Source organism: Agromyces sp. MMS24-K17 (assembly GCF_043950245.1).
Classification (GTDB): Bacteria; Actinomycetota; Actinomycetes; order Actinomycetales; family Microbacteriaceae; genus Agromyces.
In genome coordinates, this window is record NZ_CP171640.1 from 2304433 (window position 1) to 2330193 (window position 25761).

Annotated in this window: 22 protein-coding genes and 1 riboswitch; of the genes, 12 read left to right on the plus strand and 10 right to left on the minus strand. The window is 74.2% G+C overall.

From position 1 onward, the window contains the following. The first annotated feature begins 48 nt into the window (after positions 1–48). The 3 genes from ACGGZK_RS10560 (at position 49) to ACGGZK_RS10570 (ending at position 2466) form a co-directional block, all read left to right on the plus strand. Positions 49–591, plus strand: a complete 543-nt coding sequence (locus ACGGZK_RS10560) for an RBBP9/YdeN family alpha/beta hydrolase (RefSeq protein ID WP_395242623.1) — start codon at positions 49–51, stop codon at positions 589–591. Positions 592–655: 64 nt separating this feature from the next. Then, positions 656–1516 (plus strand): Fpg/Nei family DNA glycosylase, encoded by an 861-nt coding sequence (locus tag ACGGZK_RS10565; protein WP_395242624.1) that lies wholly within the window; start codon positions 656–658, stop codon positions 1514–1516. A gap of 74 nt (positions 1517–1590) precedes the next feature. Next, complete coding sequence (locus ACGGZK_RS10570) at positions 1591–2466, plus strand: methyltransferase (protein ID WP_395242625.1); 876 nt, start codon at positions 1591–1593, stop codon at positions 2464–2466. 92 nt (positions 2467–2558) lie between these two features. On the opposite strand, the gene ACGGZK_RS10575 is transcribed toward ACGGZK_RS10570, so the two are convergent. Both ACGGZK_RS10575 and ACGGZK_RS10580 read right to left on the minus strand, forming a co-directional pair. Then, complete coding sequence (locus ACGGZK_RS10575; protein ID WP_395242626.1) at positions 2559–3173, minus strand: phosphoribosyltransferase; 615 nt, start codon at positions 3171–3173, stop codon at positions 2559–2561. Between the two features lie 94 nt (positions 3174–3267). After that, positions 3268–3840, minus strand: coding sequence for a carboxymuconolactone decarboxylase family protein (locus tag ACGGZK_RS10580; protein WP_395242627.1), 573 nt, complete (start codon positions 3838–3840; stop codon positions 3268–3270). Positions 3841–4025: 185 nt separating this feature from the next. Between ACGGZK_RS10580 and ACGGZK_RS10585 the strand changes: the two genes are divergently transcribed. Beyond that, complete coding sequence (locus tag ACGGZK_RS10585; protein WP_395242628.1) at positions 4026–5663, plus strand: substrate-binding domain-containing protein; 1638 nt, start codon at positions 4026–4028, stop codon at positions 5661–5663. 192 nt (positions 5664–5855) lie between these two features. Here the strand turns inward: ACGGZK_RS10585 and ACGGZK_RS10590 are convergent, their stop codons facing one another. From ACGGZK_RS10590 to ACGGZK_RS10620, 7 genes are all read right to left on the minus strand, one after another. Next, positions 5856–7397: a DHA2 family efflux MFS transporter permease subunit gene (locus tag ACGGZK_RS10590; protein WP_395242629.1), complete on the minus strand. Its 1542-nt coding sequence runs from the start codon at positions 7395–7397 to the stop codon at positions 5856–5858. A 216-nt stretch (positions 7398–7613) separates the two neighbouring features. Beyond that, a complete protein-coding gene (locus ACGGZK_RS10595; protein ID WP_395242630.1) occupies positions 7614–11900 on the minus strand; it encodes a molybdopterin-dependent oxidoreductase in 4287 nt (1428 codons plus the stop codon). 158 nt (positions 11901–12058) lie between these two features. After that, positions 12059–13201, minus strand: a complete 1143-nt coding sequence (locus ACGGZK_RS10600; protein WP_395242631.1) for a cysteine desulfurase family protein — start codon at positions 13199–13201, stop codon at positions 12059–12061. Continuing rightward, positions 13198–14052 (minus strand): carboxylating nicotinate-nucleotide diphosphorylase, encoded by an 855-nt coding sequence (gene nadC, locus ACGGZK_RS10605; protein ID WP_395242632.1) that lies wholly within the window; start codon positions 14050–14052, stop codon positions 13198–13200. Before nadC ends, ACGGZK_RS10600 begins: the two co-directional genes overlap by 4 nt. Further along, positions 14052–15605, minus strand: coding sequence for an L-aspartate oxidase (gene nadB / locus ACGGZK_RS10610; RefSeq protein ID WP_395242633.1), 1554 nt, complete (start codon positions 15603–15605; stop codon positions 14052–14054). Before nadB ends, nadC begins: the two co-directional genes overlap by 1 nt. A gap of 1 nt (position 15606) precedes the next feature. Further along, positions 15607–16974, minus strand: coding sequence for a quinolinate synthase NadA (nadA, locus tag ACGGZK_RS10615; protein ID WP_395242634.1), 1368 nt, complete (start codon positions 16972–16974; stop codon positions 15607–15609). Further along, a complete protein-coding gene (locus ACGGZK_RS10620) occupies positions 16971–17714 on the minus strand; it encodes an NrtR DNA-binding winged helix domain-containing protein (protein ID WP_395242635.1) in 744 nt (247 codons plus the stop codon). Before ACGGZK_RS10620 ends, nadA begins: the two co-directional genes overlap by 4 nt. 157 nt (positions 17715–17871) lie before the next feature. Between ACGGZK_RS10620 and ACGGZK_RS10625 the strand changes: the two genes are divergently transcribed. From ACGGZK_RS10625 to gcvP, 4 genes are all read left to right on the plus strand, one after another. After that, positions 17872–18489, plus strand: coding sequence for a DUF1294 domain-containing protein (locus ACGGZK_RS10625; RefSeq protein WP_395242636.1), 618 nt, complete (start codon positions 17872–17874; stop codon positions 18487–18489). Positions 18490–18539: 50 nt separating this feature from the next. After that, positions 18540–18645: riboswitch (glycine riboswitch) on the plus strand. Positions 18646–18801: 156 nt separating this feature from the next. Beyond that, positions 18802–19965 carry a glycine cleavage system aminomethyltransferase GcvT gene (gcvT, locus tag ACGGZK_RS10630; protein WP_395242637.1) on the plus strand — a complete coding sequence of 388 codons (1164 nt, stop codon included), beginning with the start codon at positions 18802–18804 and terminating at the stop codon, positions 19963–19965. A 71-nt stretch (positions 19966–20036) separates the two neighbouring features. Then, on the plus strand, positions 20037–20408 hold the full coding sequence (gcvH, locus tag ACGGZK_RS10635) for a glycine cleavage system protein GcvH (protein WP_395242638.1): 372 nt from the start codon (positions 20037–20039) through the stop codon (positions 20406–20408). A 19-nt stretch (positions 20409–20427) separates the two neighbouring features. Beyond that, a complete protein-coding gene (gene gcvP / locus ACGGZK_RS10640) occupies positions 20428–23346 on the plus strand; it encodes an aminomethyl-transferring glycine dehydrogenase (RefSeq protein ID WP_395242639.1) in 2919 nt (972 codons plus the stop codon). Between the two features lie 73 nt (positions 23347–23419). On the opposite strand, the gene ACGGZK_RS10645 is transcribed toward gcvP, so the two are convergent. Beyond that, on the minus strand, positions 23420–23623 hold the full coding sequence (locus ACGGZK_RS10645; protein ID WP_395242640.1) for a hypothetical protein: 204 nt from the start codon (positions 23621–23623) through the stop codon (positions 23420–23422). Positions 23624–23720: 97 nt separating this feature from the next. Between ACGGZK_RS10645 and ACGGZK_RS10650 the strand changes: the two genes are divergently transcribed. The 4 genes from ACGGZK_RS10650 to ACGGZK_RS10665 all read left to right on the plus strand — a co-directional run bounded on the left by ACGGZK_RS10650 (position 23721) and on the right by ACGGZK_RS10665 (position 25755). Next, positions 23721–24155: a hypothetical protein gene (locus ACGGZK_RS10650; RefSeq protein ID WP_395242641.1), complete on the plus strand. Its 435-nt coding sequence runs from the start codon at positions 23721–23723 to the stop codon at positions 24153–24155. Positions 24156–24261: 106 nt separating this feature from the next. After that, the gene (locus ACGGZK_RS10655; protein WP_395242642.1) at positions 24262–24765 is read left to right on the plus strand and encodes a sigma-70 family RNA polymerase sigma factor; all 504 of its coding nucleotides are present in this window, start codon (positions 24262–24264) and stop codon (positions 24763–24765) included. Continuing rightward, complete coding sequence (locus ACGGZK_RS10660; protein WP_395242643.1) at positions 24762–25511, plus strand: zf-HC2 domain-containing protein; 750 nt, start codon at positions 24762–24764, stop codon at positions 25509–25511. The genes ACGGZK_RS10655 and ACGGZK_RS10660 overlap by 4 nt, the downstream gene beginning before the upstream one ends. A gap of 106 nt (positions 25512–25617) precedes the next feature. Then, positions 25618–25755 carry a hypothetical protein gene (locus ACGGZK_RS10665; protein WP_395242644.1) on the plus strand — a complete coding sequence of 46 codons (138 nt, stop codon included), beginning with the start codon at positions 25618–25620 and terminating at the stop codon, positions 25753–25755. The last annotated feature ends 6 nt before the right edge of the window (positions 25756–25761 follow it).

Sequence of the window (25761 nt, forward strand, 5' to 3'; positions counted from 1 at the left end):
CCCGGCGGGCGGTCCGACCGCCGGCGCGAGCGAGCGGAGGAGGCGGGGATGACGCGTGTGGTGATCGTGCCGGGCATCGGCGGATCGGGCGAGGAGCACTGGCAGACGCACTGGGAGGCGGCGACGCCGGGCGCGGTGCGCATCCGCCCCGCCTCGTGGGACGAGCCGGGCCTCGACGACTGGCTCCGTGCGATCGACGCGACCGCGCCCGACGCCGACACCGTGCTGGTCGCCCACTCGATGGGATGCCTCGCCGTCGCGACCTGGCTGGCCGCGAACCCGGGCGTCGTGGCCGGGGCGTTCCTCGTGGCGCCAGCCGACCCCGAGGGCCCCGCCTACCCGGCGGAGGCGGCGGAGTTCGGCGTCGCCGACGGCCCGCTCGGGGTGCCGGCGCTCGTCGTCGCGAGTACCGACGACCCCTACGGCTCCTACGCCTTCGCCGAGCGCGCCGCGCAGGCGTGGGGTGCGGGGATCGTCTCGGTCGGCCCGGTCGGGCACGTGAACGTGGCCAGCGGGCTCGGCTCGTGGGACGACGGCGCGGCGCTGCTCACGGAGTTCATCGGCTCGCTGGCGTGCGCGAGCGCCGCCTGAGCCGTTCCGACGCCGGCCGAATCCGACGCTGGCCGATGTCGGAGCCGGATGCCACGATGGCAGGGTGCCCGAGATGCCGGAGGTCCAGGCGCTCGTCGACTTCCTCGGCGAGCACGCCGTGGGCCGCGCATTCGCGTCGGTGCGGGTCGCGTCGATCTCCGCGCTGAAGACGTTCGACCCGCCGATCTCCGCCCTCGAGGGGCGCACCATCGCCGCGGTCGCGCGCCACGGCAAGTTCCTCGACCTCGACGCCGGGGGCGCGCACCTCGTGTTCCACCTCGCCCGGGCCGGGTGGCTGCGTTGGTACGACGAGGTGCCGAAGACGCCGGTGAAGCCGGGCAAGTCGCCGCTGGCGCTGCGCGTCCGGCTCGACGACGGCTCGGGGTTCGACCTCACCGAGGCCGGCACGAAGAAGTCGCTGGCGGTGTACGTCGTGCGCGAGGCATCCGACGTGCCAGGCATCGCCCGCCTCGGGCCCGACCCGACGGCGCCGGACTTCACCGTCGCGGACTTCGCCGCGATCCTCGACGGCCGGCGCACCCAGGTCAAGGGGGTGCTCCGCGACCAGTCGGTGTTCGCGGGCATCGGCAACGCCTACTCCGACGAGATCCTGCACGTCGCGAAGCTGTCGCCGTACCTGCTCGCCGCGAAGCTCACGCCCGAGCAGGTCGAGACCCTCTACCGCTCGATGCGCGAGACGCTCGCCGAGGCGACGGCGACGGCATCCGGGCGCCCGCCCGCCGACCTGAAGGACGCGAAGCGGCGCGGCATGCGCGTGCACGGCCGCACCGGCGAGGCGTGCCCCGTGTGCGGCGACACCGTGCGGCAGGTGATCTTCGCCGACTCGACCTTCCAGTACTGCCCGACCTGCCAGACCGGCGGCAAGCCGCTCGCCGATCGCGTGCTCTCTCGGCTGCTCAAGTAGCGGGTCCCGGTCGCCGGTCGCCGGCCGCCGGCCTCGTGTCCTCGGCCGGGTCCGGCGGATGGGACGATGAGCGGATGACCGATCCGCTCGTCGCCCGCCTCCGCGCCGCCGGCTGCGTCTTCGCCGAGGACGAGGCGGCGATGCTGCGCGAGGCCGCCGCGGGCGATCCGGGTCGGCTGGAGGCGCTCGCAACACGCCGGGTCGCCGGCGAGCCGCTCGAGGTCGTCGTCGGCTGGGCCGACTTCGCGGGGCTCCGCATCCCGGTCGAGCCCGGCGTGTTCGTGCCGCGGATGCGCACCGAGGCGCTCGTCGACGAGGCGGTGCGGCTCGTGCTCGGCGCGGGTGCAGCGGCAGCGGCGGCTGCGTCGGGCGGTGCGGATGCCCCGGGCGGCGCGGATGCCCCGGCTCGACGACCGCCCGTGGTCGTCGACCTCTGCTGCGGCACCGGCGCGATCGGCGCCGCGATCCTCGAGCGCAGCGCTGCCGCCGGCGTGGTCGTCGACCTCGTCGCCGCCGACCTCGACCCGGCCGCCGTGCGCGTCGCCCGTCGCACGCTCGAGCCGCGCCGCGCACGCGTGTTCGGCGGCGACCTCTTCGACGCGCTCCCCGCCGACCTGCGCGGCCGGGTGCTCGTGCTCGCGGTGAACGCGCCGTACGTGCCGACCGCCGCGATCGCGACGATGCCGCCCGAAGCCCGCGACCACGAGGCCCGCCTCGCGCTCGACGGCGGCGCCGACGGGCTCGACGTGCACCGCCGGGTCGCGGCATCCGCCCGCGAGTGGCTGCGGCCCGGCGGGCACCTGCTCGTCGAGGCGGGGGAGGAGCAGGCCGCAGCCTCGGCCGCGGTGCTCGCCGCGGCGGGCCTCGACGTGCGGGTGGTGCGCGACGACGAGCGCGACGCGTCGGTCGTGGTCGGCACGGCGCCGGGTGCGGCGGTCGGCGCGGCGTAGTCGGCGCGGAGGAGTCGGCGCGGAGGAGTCGGCGCGGCGGAGGCGGCGCGGCGGAGGTCGCGTATCCGCGCGCGTCGGCCGGCGTGCGTCCGTCAGTCGGCCTCGCTGCCGTCGCCCGCACGTCGATCGGCCGCCTCGCGGAGGAGCGCGACCACCTCGTCGTCGGGCGTCTGGCGGAAGTCGACGAAGTGCATGCCCACCGCCATGAACCCGTGCGGGGTCAGCAGGGCGACGACCTCGTCGGCGCCGTCGGCGGCGCGCAGGCGGCGCAGGGCGTCCGGCGGCGCGACCGGCACCGCGAGCACCACCCGGGCGGCGCCCAGCGCCCGCGCGATGCGGCAGGCGACGCGGGCGGTCGCGCCGGTGGCGATGCCGTCGTCCACGACGATCGCGGTGCGACCGGCGAGGGGAGCCGCGACGTGACGCGGCCAGGTCGGCGGGCGTCCCTCGCGGAACCGGGTCACGCGTGCCTCGACCTCCCGGCGTTCACGTGCGGCCGCGGCGTCGAACTCGGACCCGCCGATGCCCACGGCGCGCAGTACGTCGCCGTTCCGCACCGTCACCCCGCCCTCGCCGACCGCACCCATGGCCACCTCCGACCGGCCCGGCACCCCGACCTTGCGCACGACGAGGACGTCGAGCGGGGCGTCGAGCGCGCGGGCGACCTCCGCGGCCACGGGCACGCCGCCGCGGGGGAGCCCGAGCACGACCGGATCCACCGGCCGGCGCTCGGCCAGCCGCGCCCCGAGCCTTCGCCCGGCATCGCGACGGTCGCGGAACCGCTCCGGCGGGCCCATCCGCTCAGAGGCCCTCCACGAGCGCCTCCCGCACGGCGGGCGACAGGATCGGCGGGACATCCGGCTCGACCGCGAGCGCCTGCAGGGCGACGCCGAGGTAGACCCGAGCGGCGGCCGCGACGGTGACGTCGACGATCTCCGCATCGGAGAACCCCGCGTCGCGGAGGCGCTGCGTGTCGGCGTCGGTCATGCCGCGGGGGTCGCTCGCCACGCGCTCGGCGTACGCCATCATCGCGACCTCGGCGTCGGTCAACCCGGCGTCGTCGGGGTCGCGGGCGATCCGCTCGAGCTGGTCGGCCTCGAACAGCCCGGCGCGCAGCGACTTCGCGCCGTGCGCGAGCCGGCAGTGGGGCGACCCCGTGGCGCGGGCGGCGGCCAGCGTGACGAGCTCGAAGCGGCGCAGGCCGAGCGGTTTCGCAGCGGCGCGGGTCAGTGCGTGGAATGCGTCCCAGGCCTGCGGATTCAGCGCCATCGCCTTCGTGTGGGAGGGGACGTAGCCGACCTCGTCGATGTCCTCCTGGTAGACGCGGGCGACGTCTCCGGTCGCCTCGGCCTCCGGAACGGGATGGATGATCATGAGCGCCCCCTTCGCCGCCGAGGCTAGTCCCGGGGAATGACTGCCGAAAGTCGAGAAGGTATCGCCTACACTGTTCTGAACCCTCCCCCTGGACGGGGGAACCCGTTCAGCATCCGGCAGCGTCCCCCCTCTTCGGCTCCGGATAGTAGGGAGTCCCTGTGGGCCGGCATAGTGTTGCGTCTCCGGTGAAGAAGCCGGCGCGCGCCCTGATCGTCTCCATCGTCGCCGCGGTCGCGGTGATCGGCCTCGTCGGCGGCGGCGTCTACCTCTGGGTCGGCGGCCATCTCAATCCGCTCTTCGCGTCCGCGGAGACCGGCTGCGAGACGGTCGACGAGCTCGTCGTGGTCGCCGACCCGTCGGTCGCGCCGGTCGTCGACGACCTCGCCGACGTCTTCGACGCGTCGCGCGACGGCTGCGTGGAGACCGAGGTGAAGGCGCAGGATGCCGCCGACACCGCGGCGCTCGTCTCCGGCGGCGGCCTGGATGCCGACATCTGGATCCCCGACTCCAGCGTCTGGCTCGACCGCGCCGCGACCACCGCGTCCTCGCTGGGGCGTCCGGCGCCGGAGCTCACCACGAAGGGCACGATCGCCACGTCGCCGATCGTCTTCGCAGCGCCCGCGACCCGCACCGAGGAGCTCGCCTCCGAGCCCGTCACCTGGGCGCGCGTGCTGGCCGGCGGGCTGCCGGCGCTCCTGCCCGACCCCGAGGCATCCGCCGCGAGCCTCGCGGGCCTGCTGGCGCTGAAGGCGCACAGCTCGCCCGACGACCCCCGCCAGTTCGCGGGCGCGATGATCGAGCTCGGCAAGGCGATCCCCGCTTCGACCGGGTCGGCGTTCAGCGCGCTGTCGTCGCTGCCGAACGCGACCGTCGTCATCACGAGCGAGCGGTTGGTCGCAGAGCACAACCTCGAGGACGGCACCGAGCCGCTCGCGGCGGCGTACCCCGCCGACGGCACCGTGGCGCTCGACTACCCGTTCATCGCGCTGGGCGATGCCGAGGGCACGCGCGCCGAGCTCATCGGCGCGTTCGAGGGCACGCTGCGCCACAACCCCGAGGCGTTCCGCTCGGCCGGGTTCCGGGCCATCGACGGCACCGGCGACCTCGACATCCAGGGCGTCTCGCCGCAGCCGCCGGCACCGGCGGCCGGGCTCGACGGCGCCGCGCAGGTCGAGATCCTGCGGGCGTGGGGCGTGCTCACGCTGCGATCGCGGATGCTCGCCGTCATCGACGTCTCCGGATCGATGGAGGAGCCGGCCGAGAACGGCCTGCGCCGCATCGACATCTTCCAGCAGGCCGCCCTCGGCGCGATGCAGAAGTTCTCGGGCGAGGTCGAGATGGGCGTGTGGGTGTTCTCCACCCAGCGCAATGGCGAGCTCGACTGGGAGGATCTGTCGCCCATCGCGCCGCTCGCCGACCAGGCGCACACGCAGGAGATCGCGGGCATCATCAACTCGCTGCCCGGGCGCCTCGGCGGCGCGACCGGCCTGTACGACACGACGCTCGCGGCCGTGCAGCGCGTGCGCGAGGCCTACGACCCCGCGAAGGTGAACTCGGTGCTGCTCATCACCGATGGCCGCAACGAGGACGAGAACGGCATCGACCTCGACACGCTCCTCGCCGAGCTCGGCAAGATGAACGACCCGAAGCAGCCGGTGCCGGTGATCATGATCGGGTTCGGTCCCGACACCGACATGGACGCGATGCAGCGCATCGCGAAGGCCACCGGCGGCGCGGCGTACTCGGCCTCGAAGCCGGAGGACCTCAGCCTGGTGCTCGTCGACGCGCTCTCGCAGCGGAGCTGCCGCCCCGACTGCGGCTGACGGCCGACCGCCGGCACCAGGACCCGCGCGGCGCTGGCGCCCGCGCCACTTCCCGGGCTTGCGCGCCGACCGAACGGGCGCGCGCGCCCGGGAAGTGGCGCGCAAGGCGCCCGAGACCGCGCCGCAGATACGACGGAGGGCCGGGGCATCATGCCCCGGCCCTCCGTCGTGCGCCGACTCGTACGGTGCGGCTCAGTGCCCGGCGAACTCGCCGGCCGGGACATCCGCCGGCCGTCGCACGAAGAACGCGCCCACGATCGCGACGAGCGAGATCACCGCGCCGATGAGGAACGCCTGCTGCACGCCGGCGGCCTCGGCGGCGACCGCCGTCGAGCCGGCCGCGAGCTGCTCGACCTGCACCGAGGCCAGCACCGTGATGAAGAGCGCCGTGCCCGCGGCGCCGGCGACCTGCTGCACGGTGCCGATGATCGCCGACCCGTGCGAGTAGAACCGCGGCTCCACCGACCCGAGGGCCGAGGTGAACAGCGGGGTGAACATGAACGCGAGCGACAGCGACAGGAACACGTGCGCCGCGAGCACCAGCCACACGGGCGTCGTCGGGCCGACGGTCGTGAGCAGCCAGAGCACCGCGCTCACGCCGATGCTGCCCGGCACCAGCAGCGGGCGCGGCCCCACCTTGTCGTAGAGACGGCCGACGGTCGGGCCGAGCAGGCCCATCGCCAGGCCGCCGGGCAGGAGCAGCAGGCCGGTCGCGAGCGGCTCCAGCTCGAGCACGTTCTGGAGGTAGACGGGCAGCACGATGAGGGTGCCGAACAGGGTCGCCATCACGACGACCATCAGGGCCACCGACACCGCGAAGTTCGCCGAGCGGAAGGTGCGCAGGTCGAGCAGGGCGCGGTCGCGACGCTGCAGGACGAGCTGGCGCACGATGAACGTGGTGATGCCGACGATGCCGACGCCGAGCGCGATCCACATGGCGCCGGCCGGCGCCGTGCCGGCGGACTCGCCGCCGATCAGGCTGAGCCCGTACACGAGCCCGCCGAAGCCGAGCGCCGACAGCACGACCGAGAGCACGTCGAGCGGCAGGCGCTTCGTCTCGCTGACGTTCTCGACCCGACGGGCGCCGATGACGAGCATCACGAGCGCGATCGGCAGCACCAGCAGGAACATGAACCGCCACGACAGGAACGTCAGGATGAGCCCGGCGATCGTCGGGCCGATGGCCGGGGCCACCGACATCACGATGGAGATGCGGCCCATGAAGCGGCCGCGGTCGGAGGGCGCGACGACGGTCATGAGCGTCGTCATGAGCAGCGGGAGCATGATCGCCGTGCCGGTGGCCTGCACGATGCGGCCGGCGAGCAGCACCTCGAACCCCGGCGCGAGCGCCGCGAGCGCGGTGCCGGCCGAGAACAGGCTCATCGCGGTGATGAACATGGGCTTGGTGGCGAAGCGCTGCAGCAGGAACCCGGTGATCGGGATGACGATCGCCATGGTCAGCATGAAGCCGGTGGTGAGCCACTGGGCGGCCTCGAGCGTGATGCGGAGGTCGGTGACGAGGTGCGGGATCGCGACGCCCATGATCGTCTCGTTGAGGAAGACGACGAAGGTGGCGGCGAGCAGCAGCCAGATGACGCGGGTGTTGCGGGCGCCGTGGGCGGGCTGGTGGGCGCGGACGGCGGCATCCTCGGCGGCGGCCGTGGCGTCGCCGGCGGCGTCGGTCGAGGTGGTGGCGAGGGACTGGTCGAGGTCTGGGAGGGCGCGTTCGGTCAAGTGGGTCCCCAGGTGTTCAGGCGCGCCGCCAGCGGCGCGGAAGGAGGTGGTCGTCGATGCGGCGAAGCCGGTCGCGATCGCTGCGCCGACAGGAAGGCCAACCGGATGATGCGGACGGGCTATTCCCGATCCGGCCGAACCATGGCTATGCATCCATCACGGTAGCGGCGACCACCGACACGGGCCGCGCCACGGCACCGCTGCGGCCCCCGGCCGTCAGTACACGTCGCGGACGTACCGCTTCTCGGCCTGGAGCTGCTTCTTGAAGGCGAGCGCGCCGTCCTCGCTGAGCTTGCCGTGCACGCGGGCGATCGACAGCAGCGCGTCGTCGACGTCCTTGGCCATGCGGGCCGCGTCGCCGCAGACGGTGAAGTGCGCGCCGTCGTTGAGCCAGCGCCAGAGCTCGGCGCCGTGTTCCCGCATGCGGTCCTGCACGTAGACCTTCTGGCGCTGGTCGCGTGAGAACGCCAGGTCGAGGCGGGTGAGGAAACCGTCGGAGAACATCTCCTGCAGTTCGTGCTTGTACGTGAAGTCGGACGCGGCGTGCTGCCCGCCGAAGAACAGCCAGTTGCGGCCGGTGTGGCCGTCGGCACGGCGGTCGTGCAGGAAGCCGCGGAACGGCGCGATGCCGGTGCCCGGGCCGACCATGATGAGCGGCGCCTCGGGGTTCCGCGGCGGGCGGAAGCTCGGCGACCGCTGCAGGAACACCGGCACGGTGCGGTCGGCCGACCGGTCGGCCAGGAACGTCGAGCACACGCCGCCACGGGCGAGCCCCTCGGTCTCGAAGCGCACGACCGAGACCGTCAACTGCACCTCGTCGGGGTTCGTCTTCGGGCTCGACGAGATCGAGTACTGGCGGGGCGCGAGGCGCTTGAGCACGCGCACCCATTCCTCGACGTCGGCGCGCACGGGGAACTCGCGCAGCAGGTCGACGGCCTGGCGGCCCCACATGAACTGCTCGAGCTCGGTCTTGTGCCGGGCGAGCTTGCCGAGGCGCTGGTCGGGGTTGCGGGCCGCGAGGAACCGCAGCAGCTCGGAGCTCACCTTGGTGATGTCGAAGTGCGTGTGCAGCGCTTCGCCGAGCGTGGTGTCGACGCCGTCGACCTCGACGACGCTGCCCGCCGGCAGCCCGGTGGCGGCCAGCCACTCGGCCACCTGGCCGCCGCTGTTCGCCGCGAGCACGCCGAGCGCGTCGCCCGCCTCGTACACCGCACCCGAGCCGGAGAGATCGAACCCGAACTGGCGCACCTCCTTCTGCGAGCCGGGGCCGCTCAGCAGCCGGTTCGTCGTGAGCGCGGCGCGGACGGGCGCGTCGCGGGTGAAGACCTTCCGCGGCGCGGCGACGGTGACCGTGCCGCCGTCGCCCGCCAGCGTGAAGACCTCGGGGGTCGTGGCCGGGGCGCCGCCCAGGGGCGCCGGCGGTGCCACGGGCGGGGCGGTGGCACCGGCCGCAGGCGCGGCCGCGGCCCCCGCGTCAGCGGTCAGCGCGGCCACGACGTCGGCCAGCCAGCCGGCGGCGGATGCGTCGTAGTCGGGCTCGCAGTCCACCCGGGTGACGAGCGCCGTGGCGCCGAGCTCCGTGAGCCGGTCGTCGAGGTTGCGGCCGTGGCCGCAGAAGTCGTCGTAGTTCGAGTCGCCCATCGCGAGCACCGCGTGCCGGAGCCCGTCGAGCCGCGGGGCGTCGTCGGTGCGGAGCCGCTCCCAGAACCCGGCGCCGTTGTCGGGCGGGCCGCCGTCGCCGAAGGTCGAGGTGATCACGAGCAGGCGCTTCACGCTCGCGAGGTCGGCGGCGTCGAACGCCGCCATGTCGACGAGCCGGCTGGGCACGCCGTGGGTGCCGAGCTCGGCGACGGCGAGCCGGGCGACGTCCTCGGCGTTGCCGGTCTGCGACGCCCAGAGCACCGTCACCTCGTCGGATGCCCCGCCGTCGTCGCCCGACGCGGGCGCCGTCGCCACGACCGCTCCGCCGGCTCCGCCGGCGACGGCGACGCGCGAGTAGGTGCCCGCGAGCAGGCCGTCGAACCAGGCACGGACCTCGATCGACAGCGGCGCGGTCGGCGGCAGCACGGGCACGCTCTCCGGGGCGATCGGGGTCGCCGCGAGCGCGGCGAGGAAGCCGGCGAGGTACGTCTGCTCCGCCGCGGTCGGCACGGGCGGGGTCGACGCGACGAGGCCGGCGAGCCCGCCGACGGCGATCGTGCCCGCGTCGCCCGAGGCCGCCCCGTCCGGGGCATCCGCCGCTGCCGTCGCCGCGCCCGAGGCATCCGCCCCCTGCCCGTCGCCGAGCGCTGCGCTCGGTGCGGGGCCGACGCGCCGCATCGAGACCGCGGCGACCTTGAACTCGGGCTGGAGCGAGTCGGCGTCGACCGCGTCGCTCGTGAGGGCGTTGATCGTGAGGTACTCCCCGTGCTCGTCGTTCCAGTGGAAGGGGGCGAAGAGGGTGCCGCGGCGCACGCGGTCGGTGACGACGGCTGGCAGCACGACCCGCCCGCGCCGGGACGTGACCTCGACCTGGTCGCCCTCGGCGAGGCCCTGCGCGGCCGCGTCCTCGGGGTGGACCTCGACGAACGGCCCGGGGTTCAGCCGGTTGAGCTTCGCGACCTTGCCCGTCTTCGTCATGGTGTGCCACTGGTGCTGCAGCCGGCCGGTGTCGAGCACCCAGGGGTAGTCGTCGTCGGGCATCTCGGCCGGGTCCATGTGCGGCCGGGCGAGGAACTGCGCCCGCCGCGACGGGGTCGCGAACGCGAGCCGCGGCACGGTGCCGTCGTCCTCGACGTGCGGCCGCTGGCTGATGCCGTCGTTGAGGTAGCGGATCGGGTGCCGGTCGGCGTCGTCGCCGGGGGGCGCGGGCCACTGCACGGGGGTGCGGCGCAGGCGCTCGTAGTCGACGCCGCGGAGGTCCCAGCCCGTCTGCGGGTTCCAGAACCGGCGGATCTCGTCGAACACCTCCTCGCTGGAGGTGAACTCGAAGCCCTCGTCGAAGCCGAGCGCGCGGGCGACCTGGCAGATCGTGAGCCAGTCGGGCTGCGCGTCGCCGGGGGCTTCGATCGCCCGCTGCACGAGCGAGACGGTGCGGTCGGAGTTCACGGTGACCCCGTCGGACTCCACCCAGAGCGCCGCCGGCAGCAGGATGTCGGCGTACGCGTTCGTCGCCGTCTCGGTGTAGACGTCCTGCGCGATGACGAGCTCGGCGCGTTCGAGGCCCTCGATGACGGTCTTGCGGTTCGCGACGCTCGCGACCGGGTTGGTGCAGATGATCCAGGCGGCCTTGATCTCGCCGTCGGCCATGCGGCGGTACATGTCGATCGTGCCGGTGCCGGCCTCGGCGCGGATGGTGCCGGGCTCGAGGCCCCACTGCTCCTCGACGAACGCGCGGTCGGCCGGGTTGAACACGGCGCGCTGGCCGGGCAGCCCCGGGCCCATGTAGCCCATCTCGCGGCCGCCCATCGCGTTCGGCTGCCCGGTGAGCGAGAACGGCCCGCTCCCGGTGCGGCAGATCGCGCCGGTCGCGAGGTGCAGGTTGCAGATCGCGTTGGTGTTCCACGTGCCGTGGGTCGACTGGTTGAGGCCCATCGTCCAGAGCGTCATCCACTCGCCGGCCTCCGCGATCCAGCGGGCGGCGGTGCGGATGTCTCCCTCGTCGAGGTCGGTCAGCCGGGCGACCGTCGCCGGGTCGTAGTCGGCGAGGAACTCGGGCATCCGCTCCCAGCCCTCGGTGTGCGCGGCGATGAACGCCTCGTCGATCGCGCCGTCTTCGACGAGCAGGTGGAGCAGGCCGTTGAGGAGCGCCAGGTCGGTGCCGGGCTTGATCTGCAGGAACAGGTCGGCGCGGTCGGCGGTGGCGCTGCGCCGCGGGTCGACGACGATGAGCTTCGCGCCCTGCTTCAGCCGGTCGGCCATCCGCAGGAAGAGGATCGGGTGGCAGTCGGCGGCGTTCGAGCCGATGACGAAGAACAGGTCGGCGTGGTCGAGGTCCTCGTACGACCCGGGCGGCCCGTCGGCGCCGAGCGACTGCTTGTACCCGGTGCCGGCCGACGCCATGCACAGCCGCGAGTTCGACTCGATGTTGAGCCCGCGCAGGTAGCCCTTCACGAGCTTGTTCGAGAGGTACTGCGCCTCCATCGACATCTGCCCGGAGACGTAGAGCGCGACGGCGTCGGGCCCGTGCTCGTCGACGATCGCCCGGAGCCGGCGGCCGGCCTCGGCGACCGCGGAGTCGAGCGGCACCGGCACGGCGGCCTCGCCGCGGGCGGGACGCACGAACGCGGTGGTCATGCGGCCGGGGGCGGCCATGAGGTCGGCGTGCGTCGCGCCCTTCGTGCAGAGCCGCCCGTGGTTGGTCGGGTGGGCGGGATCGCCGGCCACCTTGGCGACGGCGAGCAGGTCGGTGGTGCCGGCCGGCGCGGTCGTGACGGTGATGCCGCAACCGACCCCGCAGTACGAGCAGACCGTGCGGGTCGTCCCGGCCTGCGGCCGGGTCGCGATCTCCGATGGCGAGCTCATACGCTCGATGGTGCGGGTTCGACGTTCCAGTCGATTTCCGGTGGTGTTTCCGCTGGGTGACATCTGCGTCACGCGGACGGCCCTCGGATGTGAGTCGAGGGCGAGCGGATGCTCCGGGCGAATGCCGTCCCGAAGGGCGCGGATGCCTCGCCGAGCGCCTACGCGCCGATGCCGCGCACCGCCGCGACGGCTCGCTCGACCGCCGACGCGGCCTCCTCGACCTCGTCGGCGGTCGTCTCGGCGCCGAGCGTGAACCGTACGGCCGTCTGCGCGACCTCCGCGGGAACGCCGATCGCGGTGAGCACGTGCGAGGGCTCGTCGCTGCCGGCGGCGCACGCCGACCCGCTCGAGCAGAGCACGCCGTCGCGTTCGAGTTCGAGCAGCACGGCCTCGCCGGCGGTGCCGGGGAACACGAACGACGCGGTGCCGGGCAGCCGGTCGACCGCGTCGCCGGTGAGCCGGGCCTCGGGCACCTCGGCGAGCACCCGGGCGATCAGCCGGTCGGCGAGATCGCGCACGCGCGCGGAGGCATCCGCCCGCTCCGCCTCGGCGAGCCGCAGCGCCGTCGCGAACGCGACCGCGCCGGCGACGTTCTCGGTGCCCGACCGGCGGCCGCGCTCCTGGCCGCCGCCGTGCACGACGGGCTCGAGCGGGAGCCGCCCGCGCACGGCGAGCACGCCCGTGCCCTTCGGGGCGCCCACCTTGTGCCCGGCGAGCGAGAGCGCGTCGACCCCGAGGGCGTCGAGCGAGAGCGGCAGCCAGCCGGCGGCCTGCACCGCGTCGGTGTGCATGAGGGCGCCGTGCGCGTGCGCGATGGCCGCGAGCTCGGCGACGGGCTGGACGGTGCCGACCTCGTTGTTCGCGAGCTGGATCGACACGAGCGTCGTGTCGGGCCGGATGACCCGCTCGAGTGCCTCGGGCCGCACCACGCCGCCCGCGTCGACCTCGACCCGGTCGACGTCGAAGCCGTGCACGCGGGCCAGGTGATCGGCCGACTCCAGCACCGCCTCGTGCTCGATCGGCGAGATCACCAGGTGGCGCCCGCGCGGGTTCGCGAGTGCGAGCCCCTTCACGGCGAGGTTGTCGGCCTCGGTGCCGCCCGAGGTGAACACGATGTCCCCGGGCCGGCAGCCGAGCACGGCGGCCACCTCGTCGCGCGCCCACGCCAGCGCCTGGGCCGCCTCGTCACCCAGCCGGTGCCGGCTCGACGGATTGCCGAACGAGCCGGTGAGGTACGGCCACATCGCCTCGAGCGCCTCGCGGCGGACGGGCGTGGTGGCGGCGTGGTCGAGGAAGATCACGGTGCGACGACCACGTCCAGTCCGAGGTCGAGCGAGCGCACCGAGTGGGTGAGCGCGCCGACCGAGATGACGTCGACCCCGGTCGCCGCGATCGCCGCGACCGTGTCGAGGTTCACGCCGCCGGATGCCTCGACCACGGCGCGTCCGTCGATGAGCGCGACGCCCGCGCGCAGGTCGTCGAGCGTGAAGTTGTCGAGCATGACGGTGTCGGCGCCGCCGGCGAGCACCGCTTCGACCTGGTCGAGCCGGTCGACCTCGACCTCGAGGTGCGTCGTGTGGGGCATCCGCTCGCGCGCCGCCCGCAGGGCCGTCGCCAGGTCGGCGCCGCCCGCAGTGAGGATCGCGAGGTGGTTGTCCTTCGCCATGATCGCGTCCGACAGCGACCGGCGGTGGTTGCGGCCGCCGCCGTCGCGCACCGCCTGGCGCTCGAGGCTGCGCAGGCCGGGCGTGGTCTTGCGGGTGTCGACGATGCGGGCCCGCGTGCCCGCCGCCGCCTCGACGTAGCGCGCCGTGAGCGTCGCGATGCCGCTCATGCGCTGCGTCAGGTTGAGCGCGACGCGCTCGGCGCGGAGGATGCCCCGGGCCGGCCCCGCGACGCGGGCGAGGGCGTCGCCCGCCTCGAACCGGTCGCCGTCCGCGGCGAGGGCCGTGACCGCGATGCGCGGGTCGACGAGCCGGAACGCGGCGGCGAACACGTCGATGCCGCTGAGCACGCCGCCCTCGCGGGCGACGAGGTCGGCGGTCGCGGTGGCGTCGACGGGGATCAGCGTGTCGCCGGTGAGGTCGCCCCAGGGGGCGTCCTCGTCGAGCGCGGCGGAGACGATCCGGTCGATCTCGCGGACGTCGGTCATCAGGCGGCCTCTCGGTCGGGTCGGGGCGTGGCGGCGGTGGTCGCCGCAGCATCGGCGGGGGTCGCGGCGGCGGGGGCGTCGCTGCGGAAGTGGGCGCCGACGCTCTCGCGGCGGGCGAGCGCGGCGTCGACCGTGAGACGGGCGAGGTCGAGCAGGTTGCGGTCCTCGGCGGTGCGGCGGTCGACGACCTCGGGCGCACGCCAGGTCGCGAGCGTCGCGGATGCCTCGGCGAGCCCCTCGGCATCGCGCACGAGTCCGGCGCGCTCCCACATCAGCTCCTGCAGGGCCGCGCGGTCGACGGGCACGGCCTGGGGGATGGGGTGCGCGGCGAGGCGGATGTCCCGCCCCGCGTCGGGCACCTCGCCGCGAGCGGCGGGGGCCTCGGCGATCGCGGCGGCCGCCCGCTCGGCGAACACCGCCGCCTCCAGGAGCGAGTTGGACGCGAGCCGGTTGGCGCCGTGCACGCCGGTGCGCGCGGTCTCGCCGACGGCGTAGAGGCCGGGCAGGCTGGTGCGGCCGTCGAGGTCGGTCGCCACGCCGCCCATGGCGTAGTGCGCGGCGGGCGTGATCGGCACGGCCTCCCGCGCCCAGTCGAAGCCGGCGGCCCGGACCGACGCGTCGATGCCGGGGAACCGGCGGGCCAGGAACCCGGGCTCCGCGGCCTCGAGCGCGGTCGCGTCGAGCCGCACGGTTGCGCCGCCCTGCTCGCGCATGCGCCGCCAGACCGCGCGGGCCACGACGTCGCGGGGCGCGAGCTCGCCGCGCGGGTCGACGTCGAGCACGAACCGGTGCCCGTCCTCGTCGCGGAGCACCGCGCCCTCCCCGCGGACCGCCTCGGAGATCAGGGGCGTGCCGGGTGCGGCGAGCGCGGTCGGGTGGAACTGCGTGAACTCGAGGTCGGCGACGCGGGCGCCCGCGCGCCACGCGGCGGCCACGCCGTCGCCGGTCGCCACCGCCGGGTTGGTGGTGTGCCGGTAGAGGCATCCGGTGCCGCCGGTGGCGAGCACGACCGCGTCGGCCCGGCGCTCGCGGAGCGCCCCGTCGCGGTTGAGCACGCGCGCACCGACGACGCGGCCGTGCTCGACGACCAGGTCGACGAGCATGGCGCCCTCGACGATCGCGACCGCGCGCCGGCGGACGGTGGCGACGAGGGCGTGCTCGATCGCCGCACCCGTGGCGTCGCCGCCGGCGTGCAGGATGCGGGCGCGGGAGTGCGCGGCTTCCAGGCCGCGAGCCGGGCCGCCGTCGCTGCCGCGGTCGAAGTCGACGCCGAACCGGATCAGGTCGCGCACTCGGGCCGGGCCCTCGTCGCAGAGCACCCGCACGGCCTCGTGGTCGGCGAGGCCCGCGCCGGCGTCGATCGTGTCGGCGAAGTGGCGATCGGCCGAGTCGTCCGGGAACAGCGCCGCGGCGATGCCGCCCTGCGCGTACCGCGTCGACCCCTCGACGAGCTCGGCCTTCGTGACGAGCTCGACCTCGCAGCCGGCGTCGGCGGCGCGCACCGCCGTCCAGAGCCCGGCGATGCCGCCGCCCACGACGAGGACGCGGGTCATGTCAGGCTCCGGCGACGGGCGCGGGCGCCGCGACCGGCGGCTTGGCCGCGAGCATCCGCTCGAGCGCGAGGCGGGCAGGAGCCGCGACGTCGTCGCCGACCTGGATGCGGTTGACGACGCGGCCCTCGACGAGCTCCTCGAGCACCCAGGCGAGGTAGCCGGGGTGGATCCGGTACATCGTCGAGCACGGGCACACGACGGGGTCGAGGCAGAAGATCTCGTGCTGCGGGTACTCGGCGGCGAGGCGCTGCACGAGGTTGATCTCGGTGCCGATCGCGAACGTCGTGCCGGCGGGCGCCGCGGCGATCGCCTTCACGATGAAGTCGGTCGAGCCGGCGGCGTCGGCCGCGTCGACGACCGGCATCGGGCACTCGGGGTGCACGATGACCTGCACGCCGGGGTGCTCGGCGCGCGCCTTCGCGATCTGGTCGACGGTGAAGCGCTTGTGCACCGAGCAGAACCCGTGCCACAGGATGACGCGGGCGTCGCCGAGCTCGTCGGCCGTGTTGCCGCCGAGGGGCTTGCGCGGGTTCCACATCGGCATCTGCTCGAGGGGCACGCCCATCGCCTTCGCGGTGTTGCGGCCGAGGTGCTGATCGGGGAAGAAGAGCACCCGCTGTCCGCGCTCGAAGGCCCACTCGAGCACCGTGCGCGCGTTCGACGACGTGCAGACGATGCCGCCGTGCCGGCCGACGAAGCCCTTCAGCGCCGCCGAGGAGTTCATGTACGTGACGGGGATGACCGGCACCCGGCCGTCGGCGTCGGGCGTGTCGAGGTCGCCGTAGACGTCGGCGAGCTGCTCCCAGCACTCCTCGACGCTCGACTCGTCGGCCATGTCGGCCATCGAGCACCCGGCGGCCAGGTTCGGCAGGATCACGGCCTGCTCGGGCTTCGAGAGCATGTCGGCCGTCTCGGCCATGAAGTGCACGCCGCAGAACACGATCGCCTCGGCGTCGGGCTTCGTGAGGGCCGCGTTGGCGAGCTGGAACGAGTCGCCCACGAAGTCGGCGTGCTCGACGACCTCGTCGCGCTGGTAGAAGTGGCCGAGCACGACGACGCGGTCGCCGAGGGTCGCCTTCGCGGCGCGGATGCGCGCGTGCAGCTCGTCGTTCGACGCCTCGCGGTACGCGGCGGGCAGTGCGCCCTGGCGGGGCGATCCGGTCGGGATGACGTCGCCCTGCGAGGCGCCGGGGCCGTAGGCCACGGGCCCGCGGTCGAACGACCACGGCCCGTCGGCGAGCTCGGGCGCGCACGTCGACCCGGAGGTCGCGCCGGTCGAGATCAGCCGGATGGTGCGGTCGACGGATGCCGCGAGCCGGGTGGCGGCGAGGTCGGCGTCGGTCGTGGTGGCGGGATCGATGAGGGTCATGACGGGCTCTTCCTCAGGTGCGGTGCGATGGGGACTCGGAACAGCCCGTTCGCGCCGGTGTCGGCCGGCTCGGCGGGGCGGTACAGCTTCGGCGGGCGGTAGCGGGTGCCGGTGCGCACCTCGCCCGTCTCGATGAGAGCGCCGGATGCCTCGACCGTGCGCCGGAAGTTGGCGGGGTCGAGCGGGCGGCGGAGCACGGTCTCGTACACCTCGCGGAGCTCGGCGAGGGTGAAGGTCGGCTCGAGGAACGCGTGCGCGATCTGCGAGTACCCGAGCTTGGTGCGCAGCCGCGCGAGCGCGTACTGCACGATCGCGTTGTGGTCGAAGGCGAGGTCGGGCAGGTCGTCGGGGTCGAACCAGCGCACGTTCGGGTCGTCGATCGCGCCGGTGGTCTCCTCGGGTCGCACGAGCGCCCAGTAGACGACGGAGACGACGCGCTCGTCGGGGGAGCGGTCGGGGGCGCCGAACGTGTAGAGCTGCTCGAGGTACGCGGGCGTGACGCCGGTCGTCTCCTCGAGGGTGCGGGCGGCGGCGGTCTCGAGGGCCTCGCCCCGGCCGAGCCATCCGCCCGGGAGCGCCCAGCGGTCCTTGCCGGGCTCGCGGAGCCGTCGCACCAGGGGGATCCAGAGCGAACGGCGGTCGGATGCCGCGTGGCGGGCGTCGGGGGTCGCGCCGGGCTCGAGCGCGAAGATGACCGTCGAGACGGCGAGGCGCGCGTCGTCGGCATGCTGACGGGCCATGCGTTCACCTCCCAGATCCCTGGACGCCTTCAAGTCGATCTGACCTTAAGTGCTGGATGCAGCTTACAGTCACTCTGACCCGAACACAAACCCGTGACGTCACGTGCCCTCATCAGGGTGCATCCGCCGTGCGTCGTTCCGGCCCTAGCATCGGGTCATGCCGAACCCGACCCCCGCCCGAGGCACCCTCGCCGAATGGAACGACGACCGCGGATTCGGCTTCATCCGACCCGACGGCGGCGGCCCCCGCGTCTTCGTGCATATCTCCGCCTTCGAGGGTGCGCGAGGCCGTCCGGCTCCGGGCACGCCGATCGACTACCGCTCGGAGGTCGCATCCGACGGCCGCGTCCGCGCCGCCTGGGCGCGCGCGGAGCAGGTCCGGCAGCCCGTGGGTGATCTCGGCACGGGCGCCGCGTTCGTCCTCGGCGCGTTCGCCGTCGCGCTCCTCGCCGGCGTGCTGTGGTTCGATGTCTCGTTCGTCGTCCCGCTCGGGTACCTCGCCCTGTCCACGGCCTCATTCGTCGCCTACGCGAAGGACAAGCGCGCCGCGCTCGCGGGTGCCTGGCGCGTGCCCGAGGCGACCCTGCACCTGCTCGACCTCCTCGGCGGCTGGCCCGGCGGCCTGTTCGCGCAGCAGCGCTACCGCCACAAGACGCGCAAGCAGCCCTTCCGCACGGTCTTCGCCGCCACCGTCGTGGTGAACCTGCTCATCGTCGCGGTGCTCGCCGTCCCCGCGCTCCGCGACGCGGCGATCGCGATCATCACGACCGCGTGACCGCGCCGCCCGTCGGCTAGGATCGACCCCAGAACCGAATACCGGGCCATCGACGCATCGCGGGAGAGCCGGCACCGACTGGGAACAGGCGGGCGCAGGCACCGAAGGAGCAAGCCTCCCCGCCAATCTCTCAGGTCATATCACCGCGATGACGAGGCCACTCTGAAAAGTGGATCGAGCAACTCTGCCTCGTCCCGCCCACGGTGAAAGCGCCACGAGCCCCGGCTCCGGCGTGAAACTCTCAGGCCCATGACAGAGGGGGAGTTCCCGACGCGGCATCCGTCGCGTGATCCGCGTGATCCTGGAGAACTCGTGACCGACCTCGGAACCATCCCCGAACGCCGCAGCCCGCTCGATGCCGTGCACCGTGCCGCGGGCGCCCAGTTCACCGACTTCGCCGGCTGGCAGATGCCGGTCCGCTACGAGTCCGACCTCGCCGAGCATCACGCGGTGCGCGAGCGCGCGGGCCTGTTCGACCTCTCCCACATGGGCGAGATCCTCGTCGTCGGGCCCGAGGCATCCGACGCCCTCGACTACGCGCTCGCCGGCAAGCTGTCGGCCATCGCGATCGGCCAGGCGAAGTACACGCTGCTGCTCGGCCGTGACGGCGGCGTCGTCGACGATCTCGTCGTGTACCGCACCGGCGACGACCGCTACATGGTCGTGGCGAACGCGTCGAACCGCGACGTCGTCGTCGGGGAGCTCCGCGACCGCACTGCGCCGTTCGAGGCCGACGTGTTCGACGAGAGCGACGACGTCGCGCTCATCGCGATCCAGGGGCCCGACGCGCTCGCCGTGCTCCAGGAGACCGAGGGCTTCGGCCTCCAGGGCCCGGGCAATGACCGCGACGACTTCCTCGCTGCGCTCGACGGCCTGAAGTACTACCGGGCGATCGCCGCCGAGTACCAGGGCGAGCCCGTGCTCGTCGCCCGCACCGGCTACACCGGCGAGGACGGCTTCGAGCTCTACCTCGCCCCCGAGCGCGCGTCCGGCCTGTGGGAGGCGCTCCGCGAGACCGGCGGTCCGCGCGTCACCCCGTGCGGCCTCGCGAGCCGCGACACGCTCCGCCTCGAGGCGGGCATGCCGCTGTACGGCCACGAGCTCGGCCGCGACATCCGCCCGGCGCAGGCCGGCCTCGGCCGCGTCGTCGCGCTCGCCAAGGAGGGCGACTTCGTCGGCCGCGCGGCCAGCGAGGAGGGCCCGGCGGCGGATGCCCCGGTGCTGGTCGGCCTCATCACCGAGGGCCGCCGCGCGCCCCGCGCCGGCTACGACGTCGTCGCCGGCGTCGACGGCGACGCCGAGGCCGTCGGCACCGTGACGAGCGGTGCGCTGTCGCCGACGCTCGGCCACCCCATCGCGATGGCGTTCGTCGACCCGGCGCACGCCGAGCTCGGCACCACGCTCGCCGTCGACGTGCGGGGCACGCGGATCGAGGCATCCGTCGTGCCGCTGCCGTTCTACAAGCGCCAGCCCTGAACCCGGTGCCGGCCGTCGGCCGGCGCACCACCGAACACCCACCACCAGCCATCCCGATCGAGGAGCATCCCGTGACCGACGCCACCGACCTGCTGTACACCGAGGAGCACGAATGGGTGAAGGTCGACGGTGACACCGTCACCATCGGCATCACCGACTACGCCGCCGAGAAGCTCGGCGACGTCGTGTACGTCGACCTGCCCGCCGCCGGCACCGCGATCGCCGCGGGCAAGGTCGTCGGCGAGATCGAGTCGACCAAGTCGGTCGGCGAGCTGTACTCGCCGATCGACGGCGAGGTCGTCGAGGCCAACCAGGCCGTCGTCGACGCGCCCGAGCTCGTGAACAGCGACCCCTTCGGCGAGGGCTGGCTGATCAAGGCGACCACCGCGTCGCTGCCGAAGCTCCTCTCCCACGACGAGTACCGCGCCCTGGTCGGCGAGTAGGCAAGGACCCACCTCCCTCATGCAGCACACCCCCTCGACGTTCGACGTGGACGCCTTCGGGCGCCGGCACATCGGCACGACCCTCGCCGACCGCGAGCGCATGCTCGCCGAGCTCGGCCACGACTCGATCGACGCGCTCATGGCCGCGGCGGTGCCGACCTCGATCCGCATGGGCGAGGTCGTCTCCTCCGCGATCCCGGCGGCCGCGACCGAGCGCGAGGCGCTCGCCGAGCTCGCGGCCCTCGCCGCGCAGAACACGGTCCGCACGTCGATGATCGGCCTCGGCTACTCCGGCACGATCACCCCCGCGGTGATCCAGCGGAACGTGCTGGAGAACCCGAGCTGGTACACGGCGTACACGCCCTACCAGCCCGAGATCTCGCAGGGCCGCCTCGAGGCGCTGATCAACTTCCAGACGATGGTCGAAGACCTCACCGGGCTCGACATCGCGAACGCGTCGATGCTCGACGAGGGCACCGCGGTCGTCGAGGGGATGCTGCTGGCACGCCGGGCCTCGAAGTCGGGCTCGAACCGCTTCGTCGTCGATGCCGACGCGCTGCCGCAGACGCTCGCGCTGCTGCGCTCGCGTGCGGAGGCGGTCGGCATCGAGCTCGTCGAGGTCGCCCTCGCCGACCGCTTCGGTTCAGGTGAGGCGGATGCCCCGGAGCGCGTCGCCGACCTCGGCGAGCACTTCGGCCTCTTCGTGCAGTACCCCGGCGCGTCGGGTCGCGTGTGGGATCCCTCGGCGCTCATCGCCGCGTCGAAGGCTCAGGGCGCGCTCGTCGTCGCGGCCGCCGACCTGCTGGCCCTCGCGCTCATCACGAGCCCCGGCGAGCTCGGCGCCGACGTCGCCGTCGGCACGTCGCAGCGCTTCGGCGTGCCGATGGGCTTCGGTGGCCCGCACGCCGGCTACATGGCGGTCCGCAAGGGCCTCGAGCGGCAGCTGCCGGGTCGCCTCGTGGGCGTGTCGGTGGATGCCTCGGGCGCGCCGGCGTACCGGCTCAGCCTCCAGGCCCGCGAGCAGCACATCCGCCGCGAGAAGGCGACGTCGAACATCTGCACGGCGCAGGTGCTCCTCGCCGTGATGGCGTCGATGTACGCGGTGTACCACGGGCCCGGGGGCATCCGTCACATCGCGACCGAGGTCGCCGGCAAGGCGCGCCTCCTCGCGGGCTGGCTCGAGGAGATCGGGCAGCGGGTCGCGACCGACGGGTACTTCGACACGCTCAGCGTGCACGTGCCGGGCCTCGCCCGGAACGTCGTCGCGCGGGCGCGCGAGCTCGGCATCCACCTGTGGGAGGCCGACGAGGCGACCGTGCAGGTCGCCGTCGACGAGACCACGACGCTCGCCGACCTGCACGCGGTCGTGCAGGCGTTCGGCGGCCCCGAGGAGCGCTCGCTCGATCGGGCGGCGATCCTGCCGAACGCGATCCCCGAGGGCCTGCGTCGCACGTCGTCGTACCTGCAGCACCCGGTGTTCAACACGCACCAGTCCGAGACGCAGATGATGCGGTACCTGAAGACCCTCGCCGACCGCGACTACGCGCTCGACCGCGGCATGATCCCGCTCGGCTCGTGCACCATGAAGCTGAACGCGGCGACCGAGATGCAGGCCGTCACCTGGCCCGCGTTCGCGAACCTGCACCCGTTCGCGCCGGAGGCCGACGTCGTCGGCTCGCTCGGCCTGATCGAGCAGCTCGAGTCGTGGCTCGCCGAGGTGACCGGGTACGACACGGTGTCGCTGCAGCCGAACGCCGGCAGCCAGGGCGAGCTCGCGGGCCTGCTCGCGATCCGCGGCTACCACCTCGCGAACGGCGACACCCAGCGCGACGTCTGCCTCATCCCGTCGAGCGCGCACGGCACCAACGCGGCCTCGGCGGTGCTCGCCGGCATGCGGGTCGTCGTCGTCGCGTGCGACGAGCTCGGCAACGTCGACCTCGCCGACCTGCGCGCGAAGATCGCCGAGCACGAGGCATCCATCTCGGCGCTCATGATCACCTACCCGTCGACGCACGGCGTGTACGAGCACGACGTGGCCGACATCACGCAGGCCGTGCACGACGCCGGCGGCCAGGTGTACGTCGACGGCGCCAACCTGAACGCGCTGCTCGGCTTCGCCCGCTTCGGCGACTTCGGCGGGGACGTCTCGCACCTGAACCTGCACAAGACGTTCTGCATCCCGCACGGTGGCGGCGGCCCCGGCGTCGGCCCGGTCGCGGCGAAGGCGCACCTCGCGCCGTTCCTGCCCGGCCACCCGCTCGCGCAGCGCCCCGACCACGCCGGCGGCTTCGTGCACGGCGGCGGACCGGTGTCGGCGGCGCCATACGGCAGCCCGTCGATCCTGCCGATCTCGTGGGCCTACGTGCGCATGATGGGCGCCGAGGGCCTCAAGGAGGCGACGGCGTCGGCGGTGCTCGCCGCGAACTACGTCGCCGCGCGCCTGCGCGACCACTTCCCGGTGCTGTACACCGGCGAGAACGGGCTCGTGGCGCACGAGTGCATCCTCGACGTGCGGCCCCTGACGGCGGAGACCGGGGTCACGGTCGACGACATCGCCAAGCGGCTCGTCGACTACGGATTCCACGCGCCGACCATGTCGTTCCCCGTCGCGGGCACGCTCATGGTCGAGCCGACCGAGTCGGAGGACCTCGCCGAGCTCGAGCGGTTCATCGAGGCGATGATCGCGATCAAGGCGGAAGCCGACGCCGTCGGCCGCGGCGACTGGCCGGCCGACGACAACCCGCTCCGGAACGCGCCGCACACGGCCGAGTCGGTCATCGCGGGGGAGTGGACGCACCCGTACACGCGCGAGCAGGCGGTCTACCCGGTGCGGTCGCTGGTGCGGAACAAGTACTGGGCGCCGGTGCGCCGCATCGACCAGGCGTTCGGCGACCGCAACCTGGTGTGCGCCTGCCCGCCGGTGGAGGCGTTCGCGTAGGACGTTCGGCGGTTGAGCCTGTCGAAACCACCCCGTTCGTCGGGTTCGACAGGCTCGACCGCCCGGTGCGGCGTCAGGCGTGCACCGGGCGGGGTGCGGCCGCCCGGTGGCGGCCACGCTCGGTGTAGGTGCGTTGCTCGGCGCGGTCGAGCGCGGCGCGGCGGCGGGCGAGCGCCCGGGCCTCCGCGGCGGCGAGCTCGGCCTCGCTGGGGGCGATGAGGCGGTCGTGCGCGTGGGCGGTGAGCCGGTGGGCGAGGAAGGCGTGTGCGAGGTCCATGCCGACATGCTCGGCTTCGCCGACTCGCTCGGCCTCAGGTCGGTCCCCGGACCCTGATCCGGGCGTACACTGAGGTTCTCTCGGATCGGGGGATGCCATGGCCTTCGCAGACCTGCTCAGCTTCGCCGCCACGCTCGCGTTCGCGGGCGTCCTGGTCGGCACCACCCTGCTCGCGTCCGACGGCCTCGCGCTCGACCGGCGCGCCGGCCGGCTCGAACGACGAGATCCGGCCACCGCCGAGGCGCTCCGACGCGCCCAGGCCGTGACCGACTTCTCCCGCGGCGGCGTCTTCGGCGACGAGGCGTACGGCGTCGTGTGCAGCCCGACGCGGCGGGCCTGGTTCGACGTCGCACGTTCCGGCGCCGACGACGAGCCGCAGCCCGTGGCATCCGCCCCGACCGCCGCACGACCCGTCGTCCTCGCGGGCGCGCCCGACCTCGCCACCGTCGCGCACGTCCCGCGGAGCCGCCCGCACCCGCCGGCCGTGGTCCCGCGCCTGCCGGTGCCGCGCGAGGCGCCCGACCGGCGCTGAGCGCGGGTCGGTCCGAGGCCCGCCCCGGCCGGCGCCCGCCGGCGCGGTGGCGCGCGCGGATGAACCATCCGGGCACCGGCCTCGTTCACCCAGCGGAGGTGGCGACGTGGTCGATGCCCAGGCGGCGCTGCGGGAGCTGCACGACGCGCACGCGGCGACGCTCTGGCGCTACGTCGTGCACCTGTGCGGCAGCACGTCGGCGGCCGACGACGTCGTGCAGGAGACGCTGCTCCGCGCGTGGCGGAGCCCGGGCATCCTCGAGCAGGACCCGGCCACCGTCCGGTCGTGGATGTTCACCGTCGCCCGCCACCTGGTGATCGACGAGGCGCGCAGCGCCCGGCGCCGGCACGAGGTCGGCGTGGGCGAGCCGCCGGAGCGGCCCGCGGTCGACCGCACCGACGCGCTCTTCGAACGGCTCCTCATCGAGGATGCGCTGGCCACGCTCACCGCCGACCACCGGGCGATCGTCGTCGCCGCGTACTTCGGCGGGCGGAGCACGGCCGAGCTGGCGGCCGAGTTCGACATCCCGGAGGGGACGGCGAAGTCGCGGCTGCACTACGCGCTCCGCGCCCTGCGGCTGGCGATGCAGGAACGAGGGGTGACGCGATGACCCGCGACCACGAGCGCTTCGCCGACTGGGATGCCGCCTACGTGCTCGGTGCGCTGACGCCCGCCGATCGCCGGGCCTACGAGGCCCACCTCGAGGCGTGCGGCCGCTGCCGGGCGGCCGTCGCGGAGCTCGCCCCGATGCCGGGACTGCTCGGGCGCATCGCGCCCGGCCAGGTCGACGTCGAGGTCGAGGCCGACGCCGATGCCGATGCCGATGCCGCGCCGGCGGCCGAGCCCCGGGCGGGTGCGGTCGCGGATGCCTCGCCGCCGTCGGACCTCGTCGACCGCGTCGTCGCCCGCTCGGCGCGGGGCCGCCGCACCCGGAGGCGCGTCGTCGCGATCGCGCTCGCCGCGGCCGCCGTCGTGGTGGCGGCGATCGTCGTGCCGCTCGCGCTCGCCGGGCCCGGGCGGCCGGGCGCGACCCTCGAGCTCGCGGCGGTCGAGGGGAGCCCGCCGATCGAGGCATCCGTCGACCTCACCGCGGTCGACTGGGGCACCCGCATCGAGATGCGCTGCGCGTACGACGACGCGTCGGCCTGGGGCGGCGGCGAAGGGCCGTGGGCGTACGCCCTCGTCGTCACCGACGCCGACGGGCGCGAGAGCCAGGTGTCGAGCTGGAACGCGGTGCCCGGGCGTGCGATGCGGATCGAGGCGGCGACGGCGGTCGAGCTGGGCGAGATCCGGTCGGTCGAGGTCCGCACGGCCGGCGGCGACGCCGTGCTCCGCGCCGAGCTCGGCGACGGATGAACCCCGGTGGGGGACGAATCCGGTGGGGGATGAACCCCGGCGGCGCCGGCCTCGTGTTCCCGTCGGGACCGCAGCCGTGGTCCCGGATCGACAGGGAGGGATCCCGATGAAGCTCCGGATCGTGCTCGGCCTGGTCGTCGCTGCGTCGACCGCGCTGCTGCTCACCGGCTGCCCGTCGAATGGTTCGTCGGGCGACGAGCCGGCCCCGTACGGGCTCGGCGCGACGACCGCGATCGTGCGCTGACCGACG